The sequence below is a fragment of the Flavobacterium plurextorum genome, assembly GCF_024638035.1.
Taxonomy (GTDB): Bacteria; Bacteroidota; Bacteroidia; order Flavobacteriales; family Flavobacteriaceae; genus Flavobacterium; species Flavobacterium plurextorum.
In genome coordinates this window covers 2,827,465-2,853,254 of record NZ_CP100442.1, presented here as the reverse complement: position 1 = coordinate 2,853,254, position 25,790 = coordinate 2,827,465, and the positions used below count along the sequence as shown (strand labels likewise).

The window sequence follows — 25,790 nt, the reverse complement described above, 5'->3', positions numbered from 1 at the left end:
TCGCCCCGCTGGGGCTCTTACATATCACAGACGAACATTCTATAAATATATCGTCCCTCTGGGGCTTTTTTGTTTTACGAATGTTTTTTTGTTGAGATCATTATTAAAATATATCCGTATGATCAATAGCTTCAGAGAAGCTGCATATTTATAGACAATATTATAGTCCGTTTTAAAGCTCCAGCGGAGCGATATATCCTATTCAATATAATTTCAAAATGTATCTCCCCTCTGCGGCTTTTACATATCGCAGACAAACATTCTATAAATATATCGTCCCTCTGGGACTTTTTTGTTTTACGAATGTTTTTTTATTATTGAGATCATCATTAAAACTAATCCCAAAACAAGAAGCAAGCTAAATATCAAAATACTTTGATAATAAAATGATATCGTGCCTTTTCCAAAAAAGAAAAGTCCGCCTTGAAAAAACAACAAAATTTCTGTAGCAATATACCCTAAAATAAAACACTTTGCTCCATTTTTCATTACAGAAGAATCACCTGAAAGCATCTTATTTTGGACTAATATTCCAAACAAAAAACCTGTTATAATTCCTAAAGTTGTTAAGTGAATAAAACCAATTACAAAATTTCTAATTTGATGTGAAACTTCGGCAATATTTGGGAAAATTGTCAATAATTGAATTCCTATTTTCAGGAATAAAGAACACAAAGCCAAACTATAGAACAACATTCCAGTTCGATTCAAATTGGCTTTAAAATTGATCATTTGAGGCTTCAGCATTTTACAGAAGTAAATAAAAGCAAGTAATTGCAATACAACTCCAAGAGTATTAATCCAATTCAAAATGTTATTTTCTACAAACCATCGAATAGGAAATGCAAGTGTTAAAAAAATCGAAACAACCAAAAGAGAGTAAAATATCTTGAACTTTCGTTTATCAATTGCATCTTGAAATTGTTTTAAAAACAAAGCCAAAACGGCAAATAAAAACCAGCCGTTAAACTGAAAATGAAGAAAAAACTGAATAGCTATTTGATAAAATGCACTTTGTTTGCCAAGCGTGCTAACTGCAGGACCTAAACACCAAACTCCAAAAGTGGACAAAACCATAAACAAAACCGACGTTTTTAAAAATCTAACGGCGGGAGCTTTGTCTTTAAAGCTATCTTTCCAAACCAATCTGCAAAAAAGATAACTCAATAAAATGTGCATTGTCGAAAAAATGATCGAAAACAATGCATACCCCTGAACAGGAAAAGTAACCATCATTCCGATAACCGCAATTTCGGTACACCAAAATAAACGACCGTAAATAGGCTTCTCACTTTTTTCTTTCGGAATAAAAAAGTGTACAATTAAAACATAAACCATCATGTAAACCCAGCCCAGCATCGCTACATGAGAGTGTGCATGAAGCAGAAAACTATAGTTTATGAAGTTTAAAGGAAAAAGATATACATACCGCATTAATAACCCGAAAATACAAGCAATCAAGAAATTAAAAAAGCAGCAAATAATCCAGTTTTTTTGAGAATACATTTTAAAAAATTCCATTTTAAGAATATTAAAAGTAGTAAATAGTTGCCATAAAAAACACCGATAATACTCAATACTTTGACATTTATCGGTGTTTTCGACTATTAAAATTTAATCGTTATTCGACTTCAACAAATTCTTTCTCTAGAGCAACAGCTTTAGGAAACAAGATATTATTCTCTAAATGAATATGTTTATGTAAATCTTCTTCAAACTCTTTAAGCATTGCAAAAGTTACTCTGTACGTTGTACAAGCATCTGCAGGAGGTGTATAGTTATTTGTCAAACTCGCAATTTCTCTAAAACGTTCTCCTTCATTATCATGTTCATGCATCATCATTGCAATTGGGTTTGATACAGTTCCAAATGATGGTTGTGATAAAACTCCATCAGATTCTTTTGTTTTAACCATTCTCTTTACAAAAGGAAATAAAACTAATTCCTCTTTTTTCATGTGCTGTGACAATTCTCCTGCACAACCTATAAACAACTCATTTATTCTAAATAATTCAGGATGATTTGCTCCGTGTACTTTGCATAATTTATCTAAAAAAGCAAGAAGTGTCTGTGATTTTTCCTCTACATAACGATGATGCGTTTTCTCTATATAATCTGCCAATAAATCTAAAGGCCAAGAATTAAAGTCTATAGAACCATTATTTTCTGATTGTAAAACCTCATAAACACTTTGCAGCAAAGCATCAGAATCTATTTTTTGTTTTTCGCATACTTCAGTAACTGTTCTGTTTCCTTTACAGCAAAAATCAATTCTATATTTTGAAAATACTGCAGCTGTTCTAAAATCCTGAGCTACAAAAGATCCGATTGTTTTATTTTTTAAATTTTCCATGATAATCAATTTTTAATTTTTATTTGTTTTTATTTTTTAAGGTCAGGTCAAATACAAACCAAGCCATTGTTATAAATCCGATTCCGAATATAGAATCTCCTATTGCACGAAGCCATTTTAAGGTAATCATTGCCGGCTGCTGCATTAATTCTGATGAGCGAGCATACCACATACCGTGATCGATACTTTCGATTGCCTGCCATACTCCTATTGGAAGCAAACTCAATATTGCCATCAAGAACAAACCAATATTTAAGCTCCAAAAAGTAATTTTAAGCAGTTTAGTATTCCAGTTTACATTTCTGTATAAACTTCTCAATACAAATAATACTAAACCTATTCCCAGCATTCCATAAACCCCAAACAGAGCAGTATGTCCGTGCAATGGCGTAGTATTTAAACCTTGTACATAATAAAGTGCGATTGGAGGATTGATAATAAATCCGAAAATTCCAGCTCCGAGAAAATTCCAAAATGCCACAGAAATCATAAAATAAATCGGCCATTTGTAATCAGCAATCCATTGTGTTGATTTTGAGATTTTATAGTTTTGATACGCTTCAAATCCAATTAAAGTTAAAGGCACAACTTCTAATGCGCTGAAAGTAGCTCCTAATGCCATAATTGCAGTTGGAGTTCCTGAGAAGTACAAATGGTGAAAAGTTCCTAAAATACCTCCCGACATGAAAATAATCGTTGCAAACAAAACATTCAATGTTGCTGTTTTAGTTTTCAATAATCCTAATCGAACAAACAAGAAAGCAATAACCACCGTTGCAAATACTTCAAAGAATCCTTCAACCCAAAGGTGAACAACCCACCATCTCCAATATTCAGCAATAGCCAGATTCGTTTGTCTTCCCCACATTAAACCGGCTCCATAAAACATTGCAATTGCAGTACAGGAAACTAGGAATAAAATGATTAGATTTTTTTCTTCTGTTTTTTTCTTTAAAACTGGTATTAATGGACGAATCATTAAAGCAAGCCATAAAAACAACCCAATCAAAAGGAAAATCTGCCAAAAACGACCTAAATCAACATATTCATAACCTTGGTGACCAAACCAGAAGTTTTGTACTAAATTCAGTTTCTGCATTACGCCAAACCATTGTCCTACCATTGATCCCAAAACAATTATCAATAAAGCAACGAATAAGAAGTTTACTCCAAAACATTGAAATTTAGGATCTTTCCCCGAAACTGCAGGTGCAATATAAAGTCCAGTTGCAAGCCAAGCTGTTGCGATCCAGAAAATAGCCAATTGTGTATGCCATGTTCTTGTTACTGCATAAGGTAAAATTTGATCGATTGGAATACCGTATAAACCATTTCCTTCAACTCCATAATGAGCCGTTATTATCCCGAACACCATTTGTAAAACCATTAACAAACTAACGATCCAGAAGTATTTTGTAACCAATCCCATCGATGGAGTTTTACCTTGTTTAATGATTGGATCTTCTTTTGGAAGCGGAAATTCTTCCTCTTCACCCGATTTTGCATGATAGAACACTAAAATACCAACACTTAAAATCAATAAAATAATACTGACACCAGACCAAGCTAAAAGTTCTTTAGTTGCTTTATTACCTACTAATTCATCTGCAGGCCAATTGTGTGTGTACGAAATATCTGAATCAGGACGATTTGTAACTGTTGCCCATGTTGCCCAAAAGAAAAACGCATTCATTTTATGCATTTTCTCTTCATCTTTAATAGAGTTTTTAGGAATTGCATATTCCTCTCTCAGTTTATCAAATTTTGGATCATTGGTAAAAAGACCTTTATAATATTCGCTCAAACCTTCAATTGCCGCAACACGGTTTTCAGATATAGTAAGAACTCCTGTGTTTGGATCATATCGATTAGTTCGTACATCTTTTTGCAAACGAACTTTTAAGGCAGATTGTTTTTCCTCATCAAGTTCATCAAAGTTTTTATTGAAGTCTTTTTGGGCAAATTTATCCAGTATAAAAACTGCTTCACGATGCAGCCAATCTGCCGTCCAATCTGGTGCAACGTAAGCACCGTGACCCCAAATCGAACCAACTTCCTGTCCGCCTATACTCTGCCAGATATTTTGTCCGTCCTTAATTTCTTCTTCAGAAAAAATAACTTTACCGCTATCAGAAACAATCTCTTTCGGTACCGGCGGAGCCTGCTGATAAATTTCGTAACCGTAATAACCTAATACAGAAAATGATATAGCCATTACAAGAATAAAGACTATCCACAATTTTTTTTCTCTTTTCATTTCTATTTAATTCAATAAAAGACATTTTTATCTTTTATTTGTTTTTAAAAAAACTCCAAACCTTGTTTAAAGAATTCGGAGTTTTGGTTATTTACTCAACAATCAATACACCTTTCATCATGGCCACGTGACCAGGGAAAGAGCAGATAAATGGATATGATCCTTTTTTATCAATTGTAAACTCAATTGTATCTTCTTCTCCTCCTCCTAATAATTTAGTATGAGCAATAATTGAAGCTTTTTCAGATTCTGGAATAAAATCAGTTGCTTTAGCATCATTCGCTTTCAAAGCAAAAGCAGCTTGATCTGTACCTTCTTGAAGAATAACTAGATTATGTCCCATTGCTTCTTTTGGAATTTTACCAACATGTTTTAAAGTAAGCGTGATTGGTTTTCCTGCAACTGCTTTCAATTCATTGGTGCTAAACTGCATTTGGTCGTTTCCTTCAATAACTAATACATTTTCTGCAGTTGAAGTTACTGGAGCAGCTTCTCCTTCAGTAGAAGTATCATTTACTTCTGTAGATTCTTCAACTGGAGCAGTTTCTTTTTTACCGCAAGAAGTTATTGTTAAAAATCCCATTAGGATCAATAGTGAAATTTTGGTTTTTGTATTCATTTTTTACGTATTTATTTAATATTTAATCGTTTATATTCAATGTTTTTAAAAAAAAGTCTCCTGATTTTACTCCTAACGCCAGCTGTTCTAGAGTTGTTTTAGTAAGCATCTCTAAAAGCAAACCTCTAATCTTTTTAAAATCATGATGAACTGGACAGGGATGCTCTTCAGAACATTCTTTTAATCCAATACCGCAGCCTCTATAAATTTTGTCCCCATCAATAGCATCTACAATCTGAATTAATTTTATCGTTTTTAATGCCTCATTCGAAACTTCAAATCCGCCCCCAACTCCTTTAGCAGAATGGATTATTCCGCTTTTAGTCAAAATCTGCATAATCTTGGCCGTAAACGGTTCCGGAGAGTCAATCTCTTTCGCCACATCTTTTATTCCAACCCTTATTCCTTTAGAAGATTTCGTTGCAATAAAAATAGAAGCCCTAATTCCGTACTCACACGCTTTTGAAAACATATCTGATTAATTAATTCCATACAAAATTATTTAATTTTATTATAAAAGACAAATTTATCTTTAATTAATTTTCTAAAACAAAAACTTATTTATAACCAAAATAATTTAGAACCGCTAAAACACTTATTTGACCTAAAATTCAGATAAAAACGAATTTTAATTTTAACTTTGAGAATACTAATTTTTCTAATATTGAAATAATGGCTTTAAGCAACTCAAAAGATCTAAAATTAGCTGTTCTTATCGATGCAGATAATGTACCTTACAGCAACGTGAAAGGCATGATGGAAGAGATCGCAAAGTTTGGCACACCAACTACAAAACGTATTTATGCTGATTGGACAAAGCCAAATGCAAACGGATGGAAATCTGTATTATTAGAGCACGCAATTACTCCTATTCAGCAATACAGTTATACGGTTGGAAAAAATTCATCAGATTCCGCTTTGATTATTGATGCAATGGATTTGCTTTACTCTGGAAAACTCGATGGTTTTTGTATCGTTTCGAGCGACAGCGATTTTACCCGTTTAGCAGTACGTCTTCGAGAATCTGGCATGAAAGTAATTGGTATAGGTGAAAAGAAAACGCCAAGTTCTTTTATTGCTGCCTGCGACAGATTTATATACATTGAGGTTTTAGACGGTGCAATTCAGAAAAAGAAACCTAAAACAGTGGCTGCTGCAGATACTAAAAAACTAGTTGAAAAACCTGCAGAAAAAGCACTTCATAAAATTGACAAACAAACCATCGAACTTATCGAAGCTACTATTGAAGATATTGAAGATGATGACGGCTGGGCGTTTTTGGGAGATGTTGGAAATCTGATCGTAAAAAAGAAACCCGAATTTGACCCAAGGAATTACGGATTTTCTAAGCTTACACCAATGCTAAAATCACTTACAGATATTCTAGAAATCGATGAAAGAGAATCTGACAAAAAAGGCATTAAACACGTCTATGTTAGATTACGATTCAACTAATTAAAATTTTACCTTATTAATACTTTAAAAACATGAGAAAAAAATTCTTTATCTACGGATTCTTATTGTTTCTAATTGTTGCAGCAATTTACTATTATACTGGACGTGGTTTTTTATTAGTAATAATTCTTCCTGTATTATTACTTGTTGGTGCTTACAACGCATCTCAAGAAAAACATGCCATTTTAAGAAATTTCCCGGTTTTGGGATATTTCAGATATTTATTTGAAATGATCGCACCCGAAATTCAGCAATATTTTATTGAAAGATCTACAGATGGAAAACCTTTTTCCAGAAATCAGCGCTCATTAGTTTACCAAAGAGCTAAAAATATTGACTCGAGTACTCCTTTTGGAACGCAGCAAAATTTAAACACTGAAAGTTATGAGGGAATAAAACATTCTATTTTTCCTGCTAAAGTTAACGAAGAATTACCTCGTGTTTTAGTAGGCGGAAAAGACTGTAAACAACCTTACTCAGCTTCTTTATTTAATGTTTCTGCGATGAGTTTTGGTTCGCTTAGCGAAAATGCAGTTCGAGCTATAAATATTGGCGCTCAAAAAGGGAATTTTTATCAAAATACGGGAGAAGGCGGATTGACGGAATTTCATCTTGCCGGCGGAGGTGATATTACTTGGCAAATTGGTACAGGCTATTTTGGCTGTCGTGATGCTGAAGGAAATTTCAGCCCAGAAAATTTCTCTGAAAAGGCAAATCTTCCAAACGTAAAAATGATCGAAATTAAACTTTCTCAAGGTGCAAAACCTGGACATGGAGGCGTACTTCCGGCAAAAAAAAATACGGAACAAATTGCAAAAATTAGAGGAGTTCAACCGCATACAATGATTCTTTCTCCTCCAGGTCATCATGCTTTTTCTGATTCTAAAGGTTTGATTCGCTTTATTGCACAATTACGAGAGTTATCTAATGGAAAACCTATCGGCTTTAAATTATGTATTGGTAACACAGCTGAATTTGAAGCAATCTGCCACGAAATGATTACCGAAGACACTTATCCTGATTTTATAACTATTGATGGTGCCGAAGGAGGAACTGGCGCCGCGCCTTTAGAATTTGCTGATGGTGTTGGAATGCCATTTGAGCCAGCCTTAATATTTGTAAACAAAACATTGATTGGATTAAATATTCGTGACAAAATACGTATTATAGGAAGCGGGAAAATTATTTCTGGATATTCTATTCTTCATGCAATTGCTTTAGGTGCTGATATGTGTAACAGTGCTCGTGGTTTTATGTTTTCACTTGGCTGTATTCAAGCTTTACGTTGTCATAATAACGAATGCCCAACTGGAGTTGCTACACAAAACAAAATGCTGATGAAAGGTTTGGTCGTTACAGATAAATCAGATCGTGTTTATCATTTTCATAAAAATACACTTCATTCTGCAAACGAACTTTTGGCCGCAGCAGGAAAAACCTCTTTTGCTGATGTAGATATTAATATATTTATGCGTGGTGATGAATTTACAAATTTATCAGAGTTGTATTTCCCAGATAACCTGACAAATGTTACCAAAATAAATTAAACAAAAATGCCTCTTTATTATTAAAGAGGCATTTTTATTATAACTCAAACTTTACCAAAATTATTATTGAGTGCACTCAATAATAATTTTATAAAACACATTGAATAAGTTTAATTCAGTAATTCTGGCAACGTTTCTTTATTTATAATCTGTTTTACAAAAACGGTATTATCATCTGCCAAAAAATAGGCATCAAACTGAATCCCTTCTTCTACCAGATCTTTAGGAATTTGATTTTTCCTTATCATTTCCTTCAATAATTTATCAAACGCAATGCCTGCCGCTAATTTATTAGGAGCATTTTGTTCTAAATTAGTTTCAAATCGCAGTTCAATTTTATCATCATTGATATATCCTCGAGCTGTTGTCAGTGTAACATTTTCAGCTTTAAAAGCTGGCGCTGCAGCATTATAAGAAGTTACAAACTCTTGAAGTTTTTGTTTTGCATTTTTACAGCTTACAACCATTAATACCACTATAACAGCAAGCGAGATTTGAGTGATTTTCTTTAACATAATCTATTTTATTTAATTTTTTGAAGTCTTAAAAGTGCTTCAAGATAGTAATAATCTGCGTAATTTATCGAACAATCTACTTCGCTGTCTGCTGGTTTATGACCTGTTGAATGCAATAAAAAGGCAGAATTTACATCATGGCTTTGGTAATTATCAGAAAGCGAAACAATCATTTTTTTAGCTTTAGTCAAATACTCCTTTTTCAAAACAGGATATTTTGTATGGGAACTCAATTCTAAAAGAGCTGAAGATACAATTGCTGCTGCCGAAGCGTCTCTTGGTTCATTTGGAATATTTGGCGCATTAAAATCCCAATACGGAATTAAATCTTCTGTTGTCAATTTATCTAAATAAACACGAGTAATTTTATGAGCAAAATCTAAAAATTTTGGATCTTTTGTTTCTCTATAAACCATTGTGAACCCATAAATTGCCCACGCCTGCCCGCGCGCCCACATACTTTCATTACTATAACCTTGAGCTGTTTGACCTTTAATTTTTTTCCCCGTTTCAGGATCATAAATTACCACATGATAAGATGTATAGTCAGGTCTAAAATGGTTGTTCATTGTTGTTTCAGCATGTTTTACAGCAATATCGTATAACTTTTTATTACCTCCGTTTTTAGAAGCCCAAAACAACATTTCCAAGTTCATCATATTATCGATGATCGTATTGTGCCCGCCCATTTTATTGTGCGGCCAAGATTGAATTGTACCTACTTTAGGATTAAAAAGTATTGCCAGCGTGTCAGCTGTTTTTAATATGATTTTTTTGTAAGCAGGATTCTTAGTCAATCGATATCCATTTCCGAAACTATTAAAAATCTGAAATCCTAAATCATGATCAGCCGCTTTGCTTACAGATAAAGGTGTTAGGAGACGTGTAAATTTATCCGCTTCCTTTTCCCATTTCTTATCTTTTGTAGTTTCATATAAATACCAAAGTTCACCTGGCCAGAATCCGCTTGTCCAGTCTTTATAATTTACAAAATTCCATTCCTTGCTTCCGTTTGGAACTGTTCTGGGTAAAGTTCCGTTATTCGGAATCACTTTTAATGTTTTTGAAGCCTGCACTTGGCAATAATCAAGCTGTTTTTTTATATTAAAAGAATCTCCTTTTTGTGCATTACAGTAATTTCCAATAAGAAACAAAGTAAAAAACAAAGCAAAAGTTTTTAAATTCATGTGATTAACTTTTATAGATGGTTTATCGAATAGATAAATTTATAAAATAAAGCAGGTGATTTTAATGTTTGTACTTTTCTATTTATAAAAAAATCTCACTGCCTCTATTTTGATTTTCTTTTTATCAAAGTGTAAAACTTTCACAAAGGGAATTACATACTCTACAAATAAAAAAATTGATCTAACTTTGTCTTAAACAAAAAAAAACTTGAACAAAACCAGAATACAATATTCCGTTTTATTTCTGACCGTTATTCTTCTGGGAATTCTTTCAAGGAAAATCTCATTTATTCCGTTATGGATTGGCGATTTTCTATATGCGATTATGATCTATTTCCTAGTTCGAATCTTGTTTACCCATAAAAAAGCCATTTTTATAATAATCTATTCTTTATTAATATGTTATAGTATTGAGTTCTTGCAGCTTTATCAAAGCGACTGGATCACAGCACTTAGAAAAACACTTTTTGGAAGATACGTTTTAGGACAAGGTTTTCTTTGGAGTGATATTCTTGCTTATACATTTGGAATCACTTTTATCTTTTTAATCGAAAAATTCACTTTAAAATATAACACTCATGAAACTCGTTTTCGCTTCAAATAATTTAAATAAAATCAAAGAGATTCAAAGTATTCTTAACGGATCTATTCAGCTTTTAAGCTTAGAAGATATTGGCTGTCATGAAGAAATTCCAGAAACGGTAGATACAATTGAAGGTAACGCGATTTTAAAGGCTGATTATGTAACTGAAAAATATGGTTACGACTGTTTTGCAGATGATACCGGTTTAGAGGTAAAAGCTTTAAATGGAGAACCGGGCGTTTATTCGGCTAGATATGCGGGTGAACAGAAAAATGCTGATGATAACATGAATAAACTTTTGGATGCTCTGAAAAATGAAGAAGATCGCAGTGCACAGTTCAAGACCGTTATTGCATTAAATTTAAATGGCGCTCAGCATCTTTTTACCGGCTTGGCAAAAGGAATTATTACTATGAATAAAACTGGAAATCATGGTTTTGGATATGATCCGATATTTCAACCTGAAAATTACAGTGAAACTTTTGCTGAATTATCAGCTGAAGTTAAAAATAAAATCAGCCATCGCGCAAAGGCAACGGAGCAACTTATTGATTTCCTGAATAGAACAAAATAATTGTTCAAAATACAACATTTTAATGAACAAAATTGATATTTAAAGACGTTTTTTTTTCGATTTCTTTCCAAAAATCATTTTACACTAAACATAACTTTTTGATAATCAAATCATAACAAATACATAATTCTTAAAAATGCATTAGTTTATCTGAATAATTAACAGTAATTTTGCACCCTATTTTAAAAACACATATGAATAAATTTGAACAATTAGGATTGAATGAATCGTTACTGAAGGCGATTTTAGATCTAGGATTTGAAAATCCGTCAGAGGTACAGGAAAAGGCGATTCCCCTATTATTGGAAAAAGACACGGATATGGTTGCGTTGGCTCAAACAGGGACAGGGAAAACGGCAGCTTTCGGTTTTCCGCTAATTCAAAAAATTGATGCCGACAACAGAAATACACAAGCATTAGTTTTATCGCCAACACGCGAGCTTTGTTTACAGATTACTAACGAACTTAAAAACTACTCTAAATACGAAAAAGGTATTAATGTGGTAGCAGTTTACGGAGGAGCTAGTATTACAGAGCAGGCAAGAGAAATAAAAAGAGGAGCACAAATTATTGTAGCTACTCCAGGAAGAATGCAAGACATGATTAACAGAGGTTTAGTTAACATTAAAAACATAGATTACTGTGTTCTTGATGAGGCTGACGAAATGTTAAACATGGGATTCTATGAAGATATCGTATCTATTTTATCAGATACTCCAGACGAAAAAAGCACATGGTTGTTCTCTGCAACAATGCCGCAAGAGGTTGCTAGAATTGCAAAACAATTCATGAGCGAGCCTGTAGAAATTACTGTTGGAGCTAAAAACTCTGGTTCATCTACAGTTTCTCACGAATTTTACTTAGTTAATGCTCGTGATCGTTACGAAGCTCTAAAACGTTTAGCAGATGCTAACCCAGATATTTTCTCTGTAGTTTTCTGTCGTACAAAAAGAGACACTCAAGCTATCGCTGAGAAATTAATTGAAGACGGATACAGCGCAGCTGCTTTGCACGGAGATTTATCTCAAGCACAGCGTGATGGTGTAATGAAATCTTTCCGTGGAAGACAAATTCAGATGCTTGTTGCTACTGACGTTGCTGCACGTGGTATTGATGTTGATAACGTAACTCACGTTGTAAACTACCAATTACCTGATGAAATTGAAACTTACAACCACCGTTCAGGACGTACTGGTAGAGCTGGAAAATTAGGAACTTCTATTGTAATCGTTACAAAAAGTGAGTTACGTAAAATTTCTTCTATCGAAAGAATCATCAAACAAAAATTCGAAGAAAAAACAATTCCATCTGGAATTGAAATCTGCGAAATTCAATTATTACACTTAGCTAATAAAATTAAAGATACTGAAGTTGATCACGAAATTGACAACTATTTACCAGCAATCAACAATGTTCTTGAAGATTTATCTAAAGAAGAATTGATTAAGAAAATGGTTTCAGTAGAATTTAATCGTTTTATTGCTTACTACAAAAAGAACAGAGATATTTCGTCTCAATCTTCAGGAGAAAGACGCGAAAGAAACGATTCTGAGCCAAGAGAATTCAATAATAATGGAGCAGTTCGTTATTTTGTAAACATTGGTTCAAGAGACAATTTCGATTGGATGTCACTTAAAGATTACTTGAAAGAAACATTAGATTTAGGTCGTGATGACGTTTTCAAGGTAGATGTAAAAGAAGGTTTCTCTTTCTTTAATACAGATCCTGAGCATACTGATAAAGTAATGGAAGTATTAAACAACGTTCAATTAGAAGGACGTCGTATTAATGTTGAAATCTCTAAAAATGACGGAGGCGGAAGACGCGACCACAATAACCGTGGCGGTGGAAGAAGTTCTGGACCAAGAAGAGAAGGAAACTTTGCTCCAAGACGTGAAGGTTCTGGCGGAGGATTTAGAAGCGACAGAAACTCTGCTCCTAGAGAAGGTGGTTTTAGAAGCGACAGAAACTCATCTGCTCCTCGTAGAGAAGGCGGTTTCAAAAGAAACGAAGGTGGTTCTGATAGATCTCCAAGACGTTCTGAAAGCTTTGGTGATTCACCAAGACCAAGAAGACCAAGAAGAGATTAATTCTTCAATATCTTAAAATACAAAATCCCAAATTCCAGACATAATTGGAATTTGGGATTTTTTTTTACTTTAAGAATAATTTACGCTCTAAAAATGCATTTTTTAATCTGAAACAATGTATTTTAAACTTCCTCATCCTTTTTTAATTAAATACTAAAAGCAACACTGCTGTCTTTGTTAATTTTCTTATAATTATATTCGAAGACTGCGAAATATTTAATCTCTATTTACTACTTTTAGTGCTTTAAATCAGGATATGAAATATTTCGCAGTTTTCTTTTTTATGCTATTCTCTACCGTTAGTTTTGCGCAGGACATCGAGCCTACAACCCCGCAAAGAGTTTCGGGTTATATTATAAACGACGATAGTAAACAACCTCTTTCAAACGTAAACATCATCAACACCAACAAAGTACGCGGCGCAAAATCTGACGCTAAAGGGTATTTTGAAATTGATGTACAGCCTAATGACACTATTCACTTTTCTTTATTAGGATTTCAATCTCTTAGAATTAGAGTAACAAATGACTGGATAAAAAATAAAGTAACCCGCATTCAGCTTACTGAAAAAGCGATCGCGCTTGAAGAAGTTATTATTGCTCCTTTTACTTTAACAGGATATCTTGAAGTCGACTCAAAATTAATTCCTACAAAAGAAAATTATCGTTACAGTATTTCTGGCCTTACACAAGGTTATGAAGCGGGTGAATATTCTCCAAATGCTTTCGGAAAAGTATTAGGTTCTATTTTCAATCCAGCAGATATGCTTTATAATTTCTTTGGAAAAAACGGAAAAGAGCTCAAGAAACTGAAGGACATGAAGAAAGACGACACGATTAGAAACTTATTAGAAACTAAATACGACCGCGAAACTATTGCTGTACTTTTAGGAATAAGTAAAGATGAAATCCCTGAAATTATGCACCGTTGTAATTATTCAGATGCTTTTATTCAAACAGCAAATGACCTTCAAATTTTAGATGCTATCAGCGGTTGTTACGAACAATATAAAGTACTTAAAAGGAATTAAAATTTTACTCTTACCATAAACACAAGAATCCTCAATTTTAAATTGGGGATTTTTTTTTGCTCTTTAGGATTTTAAAAAAACTATATTTACTTATTAATCAATTAAAAACAACTAAAATAAAAATCTAATGGCAAAAGGTCAGGATGCTAAAAAAACAGCAAAAAAAGAACCGCTAAAAACGGCTAAAGAAAAGAAAGAGGAAAAAAGAGAAAAGAAAAACTCTCCTAAAAGAGACTAGAAATTAGTGGACAGTGGACAGTTTTTTAGTAATCAGAGTTAAAAAAAGTGTTCAGCTTTTGAGTTTTCAGATAACTGAATACTAAAAAACTGAACACTAAATTACTATTATTTAACTGGAATATTAGAAAGAATTTCTAACACAAATTTCCAATATTTTTGAGCAGATGAGATACTAGCTCTTTCATCCGGCGAGTGTGCTCCATGAATTGTTGGCCCAAAAGAAATCATATCCATATCTGGATAATTTGTTCCTAAAATTCCGCATTCTAAACCAGCATGACAAGCAACAACTTTTGGCTGTTCACCATTTTGCTTTTCGTAAATTTCTTTTAAAACTTCTAAAATTTCCGAATTAACATTTGGAGTCCATCCAGGATAAGATCCTGAAAGTTCTACTTCGCATCCAACTAATTCAAATGCTGAACGTAAAGAATTAGCCAAATCAAATTTAGAAGATTCAACAGAAGAACGAGTTAAACATCCTACCAATATTTCCCCGTCTTTTATAATTACACGAGCAATATTGTTTGATGTTTCAACCAAATCATCCATATCAGCACTCATTCTGTAAACACCATTATGAGCCGCGTAAATCGCTCTAATAATCCCTTCCTGAACACCTAAATCCATAACTTTTTCAGGAAGATCAGTCTTAACGATTTCTATAGATAAGTTTGGCTCAGTAGTTTTATATTCGGCCTTAATATCATTAATGATTTCCTGCATATCAAAAAGATATGCTTCATCAAACATTTCAGAAATAATCACCTTTGCAGCACTTTCTCTTGGAATTGCATTTCGAAGACTTCCTCCGTTGATTTCTGCAATCTGTAAACCAAAGTTTTCAAAAGCATCAAACAACAAACGATTCATAATTTTATTAGCATTCCCTAATCCTTTATGAATATCCATTCCTGAGTGACCTCCGTTTAAACCTTTTACAGTTATTGAGTACCCAACAGAACCTTGTGGAACTTCTTCATCATGATATGTTCTTGTAGCCGTAACATCAATTCCTCCAGCGCATCCTATATCAATTTCGTCGTCTTCTTCAGTATCTAGATTCAATAAAATCTGACCTTGTAAAATTCCTCCTTTTAGGTTTAATGCTCCAGTCATACCCGTTTCTTCGTCGATTGTAAACAAAGCTTCAATTGCAGGATGTGCAATTGTTTTACTCTCTAAAACCGCCATGATTGTAGCTACTCCAAGTCCATTATCTGCACCAAGCGTTGTACCGCGAGCGCGAACCCAGTCACCATCTACATACATATCAATTCCTTGCTTATCGAAATCAAAAACAGTATCTGCATTTTTTTGGTGCACCATATCAAGATGTCCCTGCATTACGATTGCTTTTCGATTTTCCATTCCTGGAGTTGCTGGCTTTCTAATGATTACGTTTCTAATTTCGTCTTCAAAAGTTTCTAAACCTAAGCTGTTTCCAAAGTTTTTCATGAACTCGATTACACGCTCTTCTTTTTTTGATGGACGTGGAACTGCATTTAAATCTGCAAATTTGTTCCAAAGTTCTTTTGGTTCCAGATTTCTTATTTCCTGACTCATTATATTTTGTTTGATGTTTAACAATTAAGAGCCTCAAAGTTACAAAGTTTAAAAGTTATTATTATCAAGAATTACATGAATTAGCACAAATTATAATGACTCTAAAATTAATCAAATTAGTAATTAATGAAAATTCGTGCAATTCACAACGAACTTTTTTCAATCAGTCAAAATTGTAATTATATTTACGTATTCAAAATTTAAACTGTGAAATCAAAATACATTCTCCCATTATTTTTACTCTTCCAAATTATAATTTTAAAGATTCTACCCTATTTTTCAGATTATATTGAAGGCTTTTACAGTAACAATTTATTTGTTAGGATTTCGCGCTTCTCAAGAACACTTTTAGGAAAAATTCCATTTTCTGTGGGCGATTGTATTTATGCAGTTCTAATTCTTTCTGCAATAATTTGGTTTTGGAAAATACGAAAAACATGGAGAACAGATTGGAAAGATCATATTTTAACCATTTTAGGTAAAATTTCAATTTTCTACTTTTTCTTTCATCTGTTATGGGCTTTCAATTACTATCGTGAGCCTCTTTTTGCAAAAATGGAAATCAAAAGAGAATATACTGATGCTGATCTTTTAACTTTTACAAAACGATTAATCGCTAAAACCAATGAAGTTCAGTATGAAATCACTAAAAATGACAGCTCAAAAATTGTTTTCCCATATTCTCAAGAAGAATCTTTTAAAATGATTTTAAACGGCTATAACAACTTAGCAAAAAAGCATCCTTACTTTAAATACGAAATTCTGAGCGTTAAAAAATCACTTTTCAGCATGCCATTAACCTATATGGGTTTTGGCGGTTATTTAAATCCTTTTACTAACGAAGCTCAGATTAATGATTTACTGCCTATGTATACCTTTCCGCAAACGACAGCTCATGAAATGGCACATCAGATTGGTTATGCAAGTGAAAATGAATGTAATTTTATTGGAACCTTAGCTTCATTAAATAATGACAATCCTTATTATCAATATGCTGGTTATAGCTTTACATTACGTTACTGCTTAGGAATCTGGAAATATAAAAATGAGAAAATTTTCAATCAATTAAAGAAAACTGTCCATATCGGAATTTTAAAAAACTATCAAGAAAGTGATGATTTTTTTAAAAAGTACGACACTTTTATAGATGAAGGTTTTCACTTTCTTTATGACAATTTCTTAAAATCAAACAATCAGAAAGACGGAATGGATAGTTACAGTAAATTTATAGATTTGATAATTAATTATTACAAAACAAGACCGCTGTAAAAATTCAAGGCAAAAAAAAGCTGAGTCTTGTAACAAAAGTGATTTCAACACTACTAATACTTTTATGACCGAAAACCTAGAACAATCATTTGTTGCGCAATTGCAGGCAAATCAGAATATAATCCACAAAATTTGTCGATTATATACTGCCGGCGAAGATGCACACAAAGATTTGTTTCAGGAAATCACTATTCAGCTCTGGAAAGCGTATCCAAAATTTAGAGGCGACAGTAAATTTTCGACTTGGACCTATCGCGTTGCTTTAAATACAGCAATCACTCTCTATCGCAAAACCAAAAGAACTATTTCTACCGTAGATTATGAAAGTCATCAGCATTTTGTTAAAGATGTTGACTATAACTATGAAGAAGAAGAGCAGATTAAACTAATGTACAAAGCTGTTTACCAGCTAAACGATATCGAAAAAGCATTGGTCTTTATGTATTTAGAAGATAAAGACTATCAAGAAATAGCTGAAACTCTAGGAATCAGCGAAGTGAATGCGCGCGTGAAAATGAACAGAATTAAAGGGAAACTTAAAAAAATATTAAATCCTTAAAAATTATTATGAAAGAACTGGATTTACTAAAAAAAGACTGGAAAAAGAACTCGGATTCTTTTGAGCAAATTTCTGAACAAGAAATCTACAAGATGATTCATAAAAAATCTTCTTCTATTGTGAAGTGGATTTTAATTATAAGCATTTTGGAAATTTCCTTTTGGACTTTCTCCAATTTATTTATCAATACTGATGATGTTTTACGAAAAATAAATCATCCAGAAATTGTGGTTACACTTGAATACTTGACTTATTTGAATTATTTAGTGGGATTAATTTTTGTCTATATTTTCTATAAAAACTATACGACAATTTCGACCACAGTCGCTACGAAATCTTTAATGAGCGCCATTTTAAGAACTAGAAAAACGGTTCAATATTATGTTTGGTACAATCTAGGAATGATCGTTGTAACGTCAATTTTAAGTTTCTTTATTGCTTTTGTGTACAATCCTGACATGGCTTTTTTAAGAGATAAATTAGCTCTGAACGGAAAAGCAATGGTGACCACGATAGGAATCTTGATCTTGGTAATACTTGGTTTCTTTGGATTATTCTGGTGCTTCTACAGATTATTGTACGGAACTCTTTTGCGAAGATTGTATGCAAACTACAAGGAGTTGAAGAAAATTGATTTTTAGCTGAGCAGCAAAATCTCAAAGCCACAAAGGTTCAGAGGTTTTTCTCTGTAACTTGTTGTAATCTGTAAAGTTTTTTGAATTTAGACTGGGAGCAAAAAATTAAAATCTAATATTCATTTTCTGGTCCTTTATAGCTCCATCTTCTCATTTCATTAAGTTCTTCCTCGACTTTAATCTCTTCAGCTGGAATTACTTTTAAAAATGACGGATGTTGTTCGATTGCATATTCAACTTTTTCTACAATTTGTTCAATTGTATCGTTTTCATAATCAATCTCAAGCGGTTCTTTTATGATAAAAGACTGCAATATATTTTTCTTTTTCAAACGAAGTCCTTTTTTATCAAACGAACGACGGAATCCATCAATTACAATTGGAACTACAATAGGTTTATGTTGTTTTATAATATGCGCTGTTCCTTTACGAACTGGCTTAAATGACTTAGTTGTTCCCTGCGGAAATGTTATAACCCAGCCATCTTCAAGAGCAATACGAATATTTTCGGTATCGTTTGGATTAACATCACGTTTCTCAGTAACATCAACTCCTTTTGAACGCCAAGTTCTTTCAACTGTAATTGCGCCAACATAAGCTAAAATTCGTGGCAGTAAACCAGCCTGCATTGTTTCTTTGGCAGCAACATAATACAAATTCATTTTAGGCTGCCACAAATAACCAATGTTCTTAATAGTGTCTTGACGTCCGCTTAAACTTGCGTTAAACACATGAAACATTGCTACAACATCGGCAAAATAAGTTTGGTGATTAGAAATAAACAATACATTATTATCTGGCAATGTTTTAATGATTTCAGATCCTTCAATCTGCAATTCATTAAAACCTCTGTATCTTCGGTGCGTCATAGCTCCCAAGATTCGGATTAACCATTTCTTGATAAATAATATATGTCCGAAAGGATTTCGTTTAAACAATCCCATAACTTTATTTTCTGTTTTCGAGGTTAGGACGCAAACATACAAAAATAAATCGTTTAGCAGTGCTTTTAGGCAATTTCAAAAATAAACTACTATAAATATGAATATCAAATTGTTAAATTAAATATCTCCTATTTTGCTCTCAAAACCAATCTTCAAAACATCTCTCAATTCACTTAAAATCATTGCAGTTGCTCCCCAAACAATATGGTTTTGGATGTTAAATGCCGGAACTAAAACGTCGTTTGCATAAGAAGTTGATAATGTGGCCTCGATTATAATTTCGTCGCTTAAAAAGGCAGACAATGGCAGTTCTATAATTGCAGCGACTTCACGAATATCTGGATAAAATGACAGCTCTTCATTTGAAATTCCTAAAAACGGATGCACCAAAAAATTACTAGGCGGAATATACATTGGTGTAAAATCCTTGATTACTTCTATTTTCTCTGGAGATACACCAATTTCTTCATGCGTTTCTCTTAATGCAGTTTCTCGAAAATCTAAATCTGTATTTTCATATTTCCCGCCCGGAAATGCAATTTGTGACGAATGCACACCATTATAGGCGTTTCTAACAATCAAAACTAAATGCGTTTTATCCTTTTTTGGATACAACAGCATCATAACGGCCGCTATTCTAGGATTCTTTGCCTCTAGATTACTATTTTTTAAAGCTTCAAGACGTTCTTTTGGAGCCATTTTCATGTGTGCTAATTCAGCCGGCAGTTCAATCGGAATTAAATTAGGAACAAATTTCAAAAAGTCTTGAAAATCCATATTCAAAGTTTATTTTTGTATTATTAGATTTTATATCTCATTTTTTCACTGATTATTTCTCGCTACATTTCGTTAAATTAATAAAAAATAAATTCATTATTCTTTCTAAATTTGCCTCATCTATCAAGAGATAATCTCATAAAAATTCTGATATATAAAATCTAAACAGAATCTCAAATAAAATATAAATATACTCTAGAAAATGCGGTTCTACAAGTTTTCTAAAGTAAAGCCATAAAAATAAAATGTACAGTAAAGAAGAATCACAAAGAATAAAAAGAGAATTTTGGGTGGCTTTTGCCGAAAAATATCCAAGAAAATGGGTTCTTTATGATACCAAGATAAAAGATTTCTCTTTTAAGTTTTATGTAGACAATAAAAAAGCTCAGGTTTTAATTGACATCGAACAACGAAGCGACGAAAAACGAAATGCTTATTTTGAAAAATTAGAAGTATTAAAAAACATTCTTAATGAGGAATTTATCAAAGATTTAGTTTTTGAAAAAAACTACACTTTAGAAAGCGGTAAAACTATTAGTAGAATCTGGGTCGAGAAAACCGGAGTCGGTTTTAGTAATCGCAATAATTGGGATGCTATTTTTGATTTCTTCAACGAAAACATGCATGCTCTGGAAATGTTTTATCTAGAATATGATGAATTTATTAAAGATATTGATGCTTAGAAGCACTAAAATATTGAGTTCTATTTTTTCTATTAACAAACCTCACAGTTTTTTTAACCTGTGAGTTTTTTTTTATTCTTACATCGAAATTGCTGGCATTTGCGCAGAAGTCATCATACTTAACAATTCAGGACGATCAGTTTTCAAATTTTTAAAAAAAGGAGTGATTTTATCATCGTAGCTTCTTTTTGAATATGCATAGATAAGCAATGCTTTTTTATTATTTTTTAAGTCAATTTGTTTGTAACGATAAATAATAAACTCTACAATATCAACTTTATCGTTACTTCCAGAACTCAGCACACAATCTATGATACTCTCTTTCCCATCGGGGCTTTTCATTATACTAAAATTACAGACCTTATCAGTTTCTTTTCTCTTATTTAATTCATTCGCTTTCTGCTCTACAGCACTATCTACAGAAACATCCATAGTAAATACGTGAACTGTTAACAGTTGATTAAAATGCTCTACTGTTTCATTTTTAGGAAGATATTCTTGCACATAATAATTCTCATTTGGATGTGCCGTCCATGCTAAAGAAAAATTTGTTTTATTAAAGACTAAAGGTCCTTTCAACCCAATTCTTTCAACAGGTTCTTCACCAATAGTCGAAAAAGACATCAATGAAATTGCGAATAAAAAAAGTATCTTTTTTATCATTATCTAAGGTTTAAAACAGTTACACATTAAAAATATTGTAAACAATGATATGATCATCATAGTTTATATAAAGTTGTTTACGATAATCTTGCTTTTTACGGGTAATTATTGAAAGTTTGCACTCTTTTCCGTCATTGTCTTTACACATAAATGAATACACAATATCAGTATCATTTTCTTCGCGTTCGATATAATCTAATATTTTAAAAAGCTGTATTTCTTGTGAGTACACAACAATCCTGTGTTTATCTGTATCTAAAACAACCGAAAGATTTACCAAGTCAAGATTGGACCACTCGCCCCATTTTCCTTTTTCTGTTTTTTCTAAGACACTAAAACCCGAGGTTTTAAAATGATAAGATTGACCTTGAGCATAATGCATTCCAAAACCTAAAAACAATAATACTAAATAAGTGCGTATAGAATTCATATAAATTTCTTGCGGGTAATTAAAACTCAAATGTAGCTTTTTCTTTGCGGGCAGATTCAAAATCGGCTATCATTTCTTGAACAATTTGCTCTACAGGCAAAACTTCATGAATTAATCCCGCAACTTGTCCAATCTCTAATTCACCTTCTTCAAGATCACCTTCAAACATTCCTCTTTTCGCTCTAGCTCTTCCTAATAACTGAACCAGTTCTTCTTTAGATGGACATTTTTCATACAAATCCTGAACATCTTGATAGAATTTATTTTTCACTAGTCGAACAGGAGCTAATTCCTTCAATGTCAATTGAGTTCCTCCCTCTTTTATATTAACTATCGTTTGCTTAAAATTATTGTGAGCAGAAGATTCTATTGAAGCTGCAAAACGGCTTCCAACCTGAACGCCATCAGCACCCAAAATCATTGTTGCAAGCATTCCTCTTCCCGTTGCAATTCCGCCGGCCGCAATAATAGGAATCTGTACTTTTTCTTTCACCATTGGAATTAGAGTCAAAGTTGTCGTTTCTTCACGTCCATTATGACCTCCGGCTTCAAAACCTTCAGCAACAATAGCATCAACACCAGCTTCTTGGGCTTTTAAAGCAAAAACACTGCTGCTTACTACATGAACTACCGTAATTCCTTTTTCTCTTAAAAATGAAGTCCATGTTTTAGGATTTCCAGCAGAGGTAAAAACGATTTTAACGCCTTCTTCGACCACAATACTCATTATATCTTCAATATTAGGATATAACATAGGAATATTAACCCCAAAAGGTTTGTCTGTTGCTTTTTTACATTTTTGAATATGTTCTCTTAAAACTTCAGGATACATTGATCCAGCGCCTATTAAACCTAAACCGCCAGAGTTACTAACTGCCGAAGCCAATTTGTAACCGCTGTTCCAGATCATGCCGCCTTGTATTATTGGGTATTTTATATTGAAGAGTTTGGTAATTTTGTTCATGCAGATTGGGCTGTTATTGTTTGATTATTTTTCCTGTTTTATGCAGACCTTCACTATCAAAAGTATAAAAGTAAAGTCCGCTCGTTAGAGTTTCTACAGAAAGTAATGGATTTTGATTTGTGATTTCTTTTTCTATCAATTTCTGCCCTAAAATAGAGTAAATTGATACTGATGCTTTAGGATTATCGAATGAAAATGAAATATTAGTTTGAACTGGATTTGGATAGACCAAAAAATCAGTCGCAGATTGAAACGTTTCTACCCCCAAAGTTGAGCCAAAATTTGGAATTCCGTACCCATAATTATTATCAGGATTTGTATAGCGATCTGCCGACTGCAGTATCATTTGTCTAATTTCTTTGTTATTTTTTGATGGAAAAGCCTGCCATAAACAAGCTGCCATTCCTGCCATTATTGGACAAGCGAAAGAAGTTCCGTTTGCTGTTCCAATATTTCCCGCAGCATTAGATACAACTGCTGCAACACCTTGTGCCATCACATCCGGCTTAATTCGATTATCAAAACTTGGTCCAATAGAACTTGAACCAGCTTTAACTTTTGAAGCATTAACAGAACCTATGGTAATAACTGAAACTGCATCTGCTGGCCCGCCAATGCGCGGTTCGACAGTTGTTCCTTCATTTCCAGCTGAAGCCAGCACAATCATTCCTTTACTAAAAGCTATTTCAGCAGCTCTTGAAATAAAATTTGTCGTGCCATTCATATCGTTGTAAGTATGACTATAACTTGGATCGTCATATCCAAAATACCCTAATGATGTCGTAATAATATCAACTCCAAAAGCATCTGCCTGCTCTGCCGCTTCAACCCAATACGATTCTTCAACAGGATTTTCGCTGGCATTATCTTCTGTAATAAACAAATAATAAGAAGCATCTGGCGCAGTTCCTACCAAAGAATTTTCCGTATAACCGCCCATTGTAGATAAAACTGAGGTTCCGTGACTATTACCAGAATAAAAATCGGCATTCCTGTTTACATAATCGTAACCGCCTAAAATCAAATTATTATCTCTTAAATGCTTAAAAGGCTGCGCTGTATTTACTCCTGGAAAACCTCCATCTAAAACGGCTATTATTTTACCTGAACCTGTATAATTTTGCTGATGCAATACTTGTCCGTTCAACATTTGAATTTGATTTGTCGAATTTCCGTAAGCATAATCAATTGTAGTATTAAGCTTTTCTTTTGTTTGCGTAATAGAATGAACAGCTGCTGGTTTTGCTGTTGTGTTCAAAGCTTTATCAGCAAAAACTATTTTATCAATAAAAACAAAAGCTTTTAATGCTGTAATACTTGCCTGCGTTCCTCTAACATGAAGTGCATTGAGCCATTTTGACTGCGCCATTACAGAAATTCCTGCACTTGCTTTAACCTGATTTACATAAGTTATTTCAATGGGAGCATCTGAAATATTTAAGACAATATTTTGGTTTGTACGACGATCTAAAGCTCGTTGTGATAATGTTTGTGATGGATTATTAAAAAAGTCCTGAGAGTTTGGTTTTCCAGTAAAGTAAACCCATGCATCTTCTCCTTGAGCAAATGTCAAAGTAGAAATGAATACTAAAAGAAAAGTATAACAATATCTCATAAATACTTTTTTAAAAGGAAAACCCCGTAAAAAAGTATAAAGCTAAGAAATTACTCCCGAACCAACTAATTCATTTTCTAAATACCAAGCTACAAATTGACCTTCGGTAATAGCAGATTGAGGCTCTTCAAAACGAACATACATTCCGTCTTCAAATTGATGCAAAGTGGCTTTTTGTAAAGGCTGACGATAACGAATTCTAGCCATTACTTCCATCGTTTCACCAGTTTTCAAAGTCAGATCTGTGCGAATCCAATGTATTTCAGATTTCCCAACAAACAAGGCTTTTTTAAACAAACCTGGATGATTGCTCGTTAATCCTGTATAAATAGTATTGGTATCAACATCAGTCGCAATAACAAACAAAGGATCTGTGGTACCGCCAACATTTAAACCTTTTCTTTGTCCGTTAGTAAAGTAATGTGCGCCTTGATGATTGCCCATTATTTTTCCCATTGTTGGAAGATATTGCGGTTTTTGAGCTTCTAATTTTAATTCCTCTTCAAGTGATAAACCAGCTGGTTTTTCGATATTGTAAATTGGATCATTTTTATCAATCTGAACAATTTTACCTTCTTTTGGCTGTAATTTTTGTTGCAAAAATTCTGGCAGACGCACTTTTCCAATAAAACATAATCCTTGCGAATCTTTCTTTTCGGCAGTAACCAATTCCATTTCAGCAGCAATTTCACGAACTTCTGGTTTGGTTAATGCTCCAATTGGGAATAAAGCTTTTGACAATTGTTCTTGCGACAATTGACATAAAAAGTAAGATTGATCTTTGTTAACATCATTACCGGCAATTAATTGATATACCGTTTCTCCATCAACTTCAATTTCGCTTTTTTGGCAATAATGTCCAGTTGCAACATAATCAGCACCAAGACTTAATGCAATTTTCATAAAAACATCAAATTTGATTTCGCGGTTACAAAGCACATCAGGATTTGGAGTTCTTCCTTTTTCATATTCATTGAACATATAGTCAACGATTTTTTCTTTGTACTGCTCGCTTAAGTCAACAGTTTGAAACGGTATGCCAAGTTTTTCAGCAACTAATAAAGCATCATTACTATCTTCTAACCAAGGACATTCATTAGAAATAGTAACAGAGTCATCGTGCCAATTTTTCATAAAAAGCCCAATAACTTCGTATCCTTGCTGCTGTAATAAATAAGCTGCAACACTAGAATCTACTCCACCTGAAAGACCAACAACTACACGTTTCATTTTAAA

General features: G+C 33.2%; 25 protein-coding genes. 10 read left to right on the top strand and 15 right to left on the bottom strand.

Translation table 11 applies throughout. The features are described from left to right. Positions 1 to 297 precede the first annotated feature (297 nt). From NLG42_RS12610 to NLG42_RS12590, 5 genes are all read right to left on the bottom strand, one after another. Positions 298 to 1,521, bottom strand: coding sequence for a cbb3-type cytochrome c oxidase subunit I (locus tag NLG42_RS12610; RefSeq protein ID WP_257681221.1), 1,224 nt, complete (start codon positions 1,519 to 1,521; stop codon positions 298 to 300). 100 nt (positions 1,522 to 1,621) lie between these two features. Next, positions 1,622 to 2,353 carry an iron-sulfur cluster repair di-iron protein gene (gene ric, locus NLG42_RS12605; RefSeq protein ID WP_089056602.1) on the bottom strand — a complete coding sequence of 244 codons (732 nt, stop codon included), beginning with the start codon at positions 2,351 to 2,353 and terminating at the stop codon, positions 1,622 to 1,624. A gap of 19 nt (positions 2,354 to 2,372) precedes the next feature. Next, positions 2,373 to 4,610 (bottom strand): nitric-oxide reductase large subunit, encoded by a 2,238-nt coding sequence (locus tag NLG42_RS12600; RefSeq protein ID WP_257681220.1) that lies wholly within the window; start codon positions 4,608 to 4,610, stop codon positions 2,373 to 2,375. Positions 4,611 to 4,701: 91 nt separating this feature from the next. Next, positions 4,702 to 5,229 carry an azurin gene (gene azu, locus NLG42_RS12595; protein WP_089056600.1) on the bottom strand — a complete coding sequence of 176 codons (528 nt, stop codon included), beginning with the start codon at positions 5,227 to 5,229 and terminating at the stop codon, positions 4,702 to 4,704. A 22-nt stretch (positions 5,230 to 5,251) separates the two neighbouring features. Further along, entirely contained in the window at positions 5,252 to 5,701 is a 450-nt protein-coding gene (locus NLG42_RS12590; protein WP_089056599.1) for an RrF2 family transcriptional regulator, read from the bottom strand. Positions 5,702 to 5,901: 200 nt separating this feature from the next. Between NLG42_RS12590 and NLG42_RS12585 the strand changes: the two genes are divergently transcribed. Together NLG42_RS12585 and NLG42_RS12580 are read left to right on the top strand one after the other, a co-directional pair. Continuing rightward, positions 5,902 to 6,684 carry an NYN domain-containing protein gene (locus NLG42_RS12585; protein ID WP_089056598.1) on the top strand — a complete coding sequence of 261 codons (783 nt, stop codon included), beginning with the start codon at positions 5,902 to 5,904 and terminating at the stop codon, positions 6,682 to 6,684. 32 nt (positions 6,685 to 6,716) lie between these two features. After that, complete coding sequence (locus NLG42_RS12580; protein WP_089056597.1) at positions 6,717 to 8,231, top strand: FMN-binding glutamate synthase family protein; 1,515 nt, start codon at positions 6,717 to 6,719, stop codon at positions 8,229 to 8,231. 110 nt (positions 8,232 to 8,341) lie between these two features. Here NLG42_RS12580 and NLG42_RS12575 read toward each other — a convergent pair whose 3' ends face one another. Together NLG42_RS12575 and NLG42_RS12570 are read right to left on the bottom strand one after the other, a co-directional pair. After that, on the bottom strand, positions 8,342 to 8,746 hold the full coding sequence (locus tag NLG42_RS12575) for a hypothetical protein (RefSeq protein ID WP_257681219.1): 405 nt from the start codon (positions 8,744 to 8,746) through the stop codon (positions 8,342 to 8,344). An 8-nt stretch (positions 8,747 to 8,754) separates the two neighbouring features. Next, the gene (locus NLG42_RS12570; RefSeq protein WP_257681218.1) at positions 8,755 to 9,933 is read right to left on the bottom strand and encodes a glycoside hydrolase family 88 protein; all 1,179 of its coding nucleotides are present in this window, start codon (positions 9,931 to 9,933) and stop codon (positions 8,755 to 8,757) included. Positions 9,934 to 10,141: 208 nt separating this feature from the next. Here NLG42_RS12570 and NLG42_RS12565 point away from each other — a divergent pair, with 208 nt between their 5' ends. The 4 genes from NLG42_RS12565 (at position 10,142) to NLG42_RS12550 (ending at position 14,210) form a co-directional block, all read left to right on the top strand. Then, positions 10,142 to 10,537 carry a ribosomal maturation YjgA family protein gene (locus NLG42_RS12565; RefSeq protein ID WP_257681217.1) on the top strand — a complete coding sequence of 132 codons (396 nt, stop codon included), beginning with the start codon at positions 10,142 to 10,144 and terminating at the stop codon, positions 10,535 to 10,537. Continuing rightward, complete coding sequence (locus NLG42_RS12560) at positions 10,512 to 11,090, top strand: non-canonical purine NTP diphosphatase (protein WP_257681216.1); 579 nt, start codon at positions 10,512 to 10,514, stop codon at positions 11,088 to 11,090. The genes NLG42_RS12565 and NLG42_RS12560 overlap by 26 nt, the downstream gene beginning before the upstream one ends. Before the next feature lie 194 nt (positions 11,091 to 11,284). Beyond that, positions 11,285 to 13,180 carry a DEAD/DEAH box helicase gene (locus NLG42_RS12555; protein ID WP_089056592.1) on the top strand — a complete coding sequence of 632 codons (1,896 nt, stop codon included), beginning with the start codon at positions 11,285 to 11,287 and terminating at the stop codon, positions 13,178 to 13,180. Positions 13,181 to 13,436: 256 nt separating this feature from the next. After that, positions 13,437 to 14,210 (top strand): protein BamP4, encoded by a 774-nt coding sequence (locus tag NLG42_RS12550; RefSeq protein ID WP_089056591.1) that lies wholly within the window; start codon positions 13,437 to 13,439, stop codon positions 14,208 to 14,210. A gap of 345 nt (positions 14,211 to 14,555) precedes the next feature. On the opposite strand, the gene NLG42_RS12545 is transcribed toward NLG42_RS12550, so the two are convergent. Then, complete coding sequence (locus NLG42_RS12545) at positions 14,556 to 16,016, bottom strand: aminoacyl-histidine dipeptidase (protein WP_257681215.1); 1,461 nt, start codon at positions 16,014 to 16,016, stop codon at positions 14,556 to 14,558. A gap of 207 nt (positions 16,017 to 16,223) precedes the next feature. Between NLG42_RS12545 and NLG42_RS12540 the strand changes: the two genes are divergently transcribed. The 3 genes from NLG42_RS12540 (at position 16,224) to NLG42_RS12530 (ending at position 18,485) form a co-directional block, all read left to right on the top strand. After that, complete coding sequence (locus NLG42_RS12540; RefSeq protein WP_257681214.1) at positions 16,224 to 17,285, top strand: DUF3810 domain-containing protein; 1,062 nt, start codon at positions 16,224 to 16,226, stop codon at positions 17,283 to 17,285. 64 nt (positions 17,286 to 17,349) lie between these two features. Further along, positions 17,350 to 17,844 carry an RNA polymerase sigma factor gene (locus NLG42_RS12535; RefSeq protein WP_089055107.1) on the top strand — a complete coding sequence of 165 codons (495 nt, stop codon included), beginning with the start codon at positions 17,350 to 17,352 and terminating at the stop codon, positions 17,842 to 17,844. A gap of 8 nt (positions 17,845 to 17,852) precedes the next feature. Continuing rightward, on the top strand, positions 17,853 to 18,485 hold the full coding sequence (locus NLG42_RS12530) for a hypothetical protein (protein ID WP_089056588.1): 633 nt from the start codon (positions 17,853 to 17,855) through the stop codon (positions 18,483 to 18,485). 106 nt (positions 18,486 to 18,591) lie between these two features. Here NLG42_RS12530 and NLG42_RS12525 read toward each other — a convergent pair whose 3' ends face one another. Continuing rightward, entirely contained in the window at positions 18,592 to 19,422 is an 831-nt protein-coding gene (locus tag NLG42_RS12525) for a lysophospholipid acyltransferase family protein (RefSeq protein WP_089056587.1), read from the bottom strand. A 117-nt stretch (positions 19,423 to 19,539) separates the two neighbouring features. Beyond that, positions 19,540 to 20,199 carry an NUDIX hydrolase gene (locus NLG42_RS12520; protein ID WP_257681213.1) on the bottom strand — a complete coding sequence of 220 codons (660 nt, stop codon included), beginning with the start codon at positions 20,197 to 20,199 and terminating at the stop codon, positions 19,540 to 19,542. Positions 20,200 to 20,444: 245 nt separating this feature from the next. Between NLG42_RS12520 and NLG42_RS12515 the strand changes: the two genes are divergently transcribed. Then, the gene (locus NLG42_RS12515) at positions 20,445 to 20,882 is read left to right on the top strand and encodes a DUF4268 domain-containing protein (RefSeq protein ID WP_257681212.1); all 438 of its coding nucleotides are present in this window, start codon (positions 20,445 to 20,447) and stop codon (positions 20,880 to 20,882) included. A 78-nt stretch (positions 20,883 to 20,960) separates the two neighbouring features. On the opposite strand, the gene NLG42_RS12510 is transcribed toward NLG42_RS12515, so the two are convergent. The 5 genes from NLG42_RS12510 to mnmA are packed head-to-tail and all read right to left on the bottom strand — an operon-like array spanning position 20,961 to position 25,784. Continuing rightward, positions 20,961 to 21,545: a hypothetical protein gene (locus tag NLG42_RS12510; RefSeq protein ID WP_257681211.1), complete on the bottom strand. Its 585-nt coding sequence runs from the start codon at positions 21,543 to 21,545 to the stop codon at positions 20,961 to 20,963. A 19-nt stretch (positions 21,546 to 21,564) separates the two neighbouring features. Next, entirely contained in the window at positions 21,565 to 21,975 is a 411-nt protein-coding gene (locus NLG42_RS12505) for a hypothetical protein (protein WP_089056657.1), read from the bottom strand. A gap of 19 nt (positions 21,976 to 21,994) precedes the next feature. Next, the gene (locus NLG42_RS12500) at positions 21,995 to 22,939 is read right to left on the bottom strand and encodes an NAD(P)H-dependent flavin oxidoreductase (RefSeq protein ID WP_257681210.1); all 945 of its coding nucleotides are present in this window, start codon (positions 22,937 to 22,939) and stop codon (positions 21,995 to 21,997) included. 13 nt (positions 22,940 to 22,952) lie between these two features. Then, positions 22,953 to 24,554 carry a S8 family serine peptidase gene (locus NLG42_RS12495; protein WP_257681209.1) on the bottom strand — a complete coding sequence of 534 codons (1,602 nt, stop codon included), beginning with the start codon at positions 24,552 to 24,554 and terminating at the stop codon, positions 22,953 to 22,955. A gap of 42 nt (positions 24,555 to 24,596) precedes the next feature. Beyond that, complete coding sequence (gene mnmA / locus NLG42_RS12490; protein WP_099719816.1) at positions 24,597 to 25,784, bottom strand: tRNA 2-thiouridine(34) synthase MnmA; 1,188 nt, start codon at positions 25,782 to 25,784, stop codon at positions 24,597 to 24,599. Between the last annotated feature and the right edge of the window lie 6 nt (positions 25,785 to 25,790).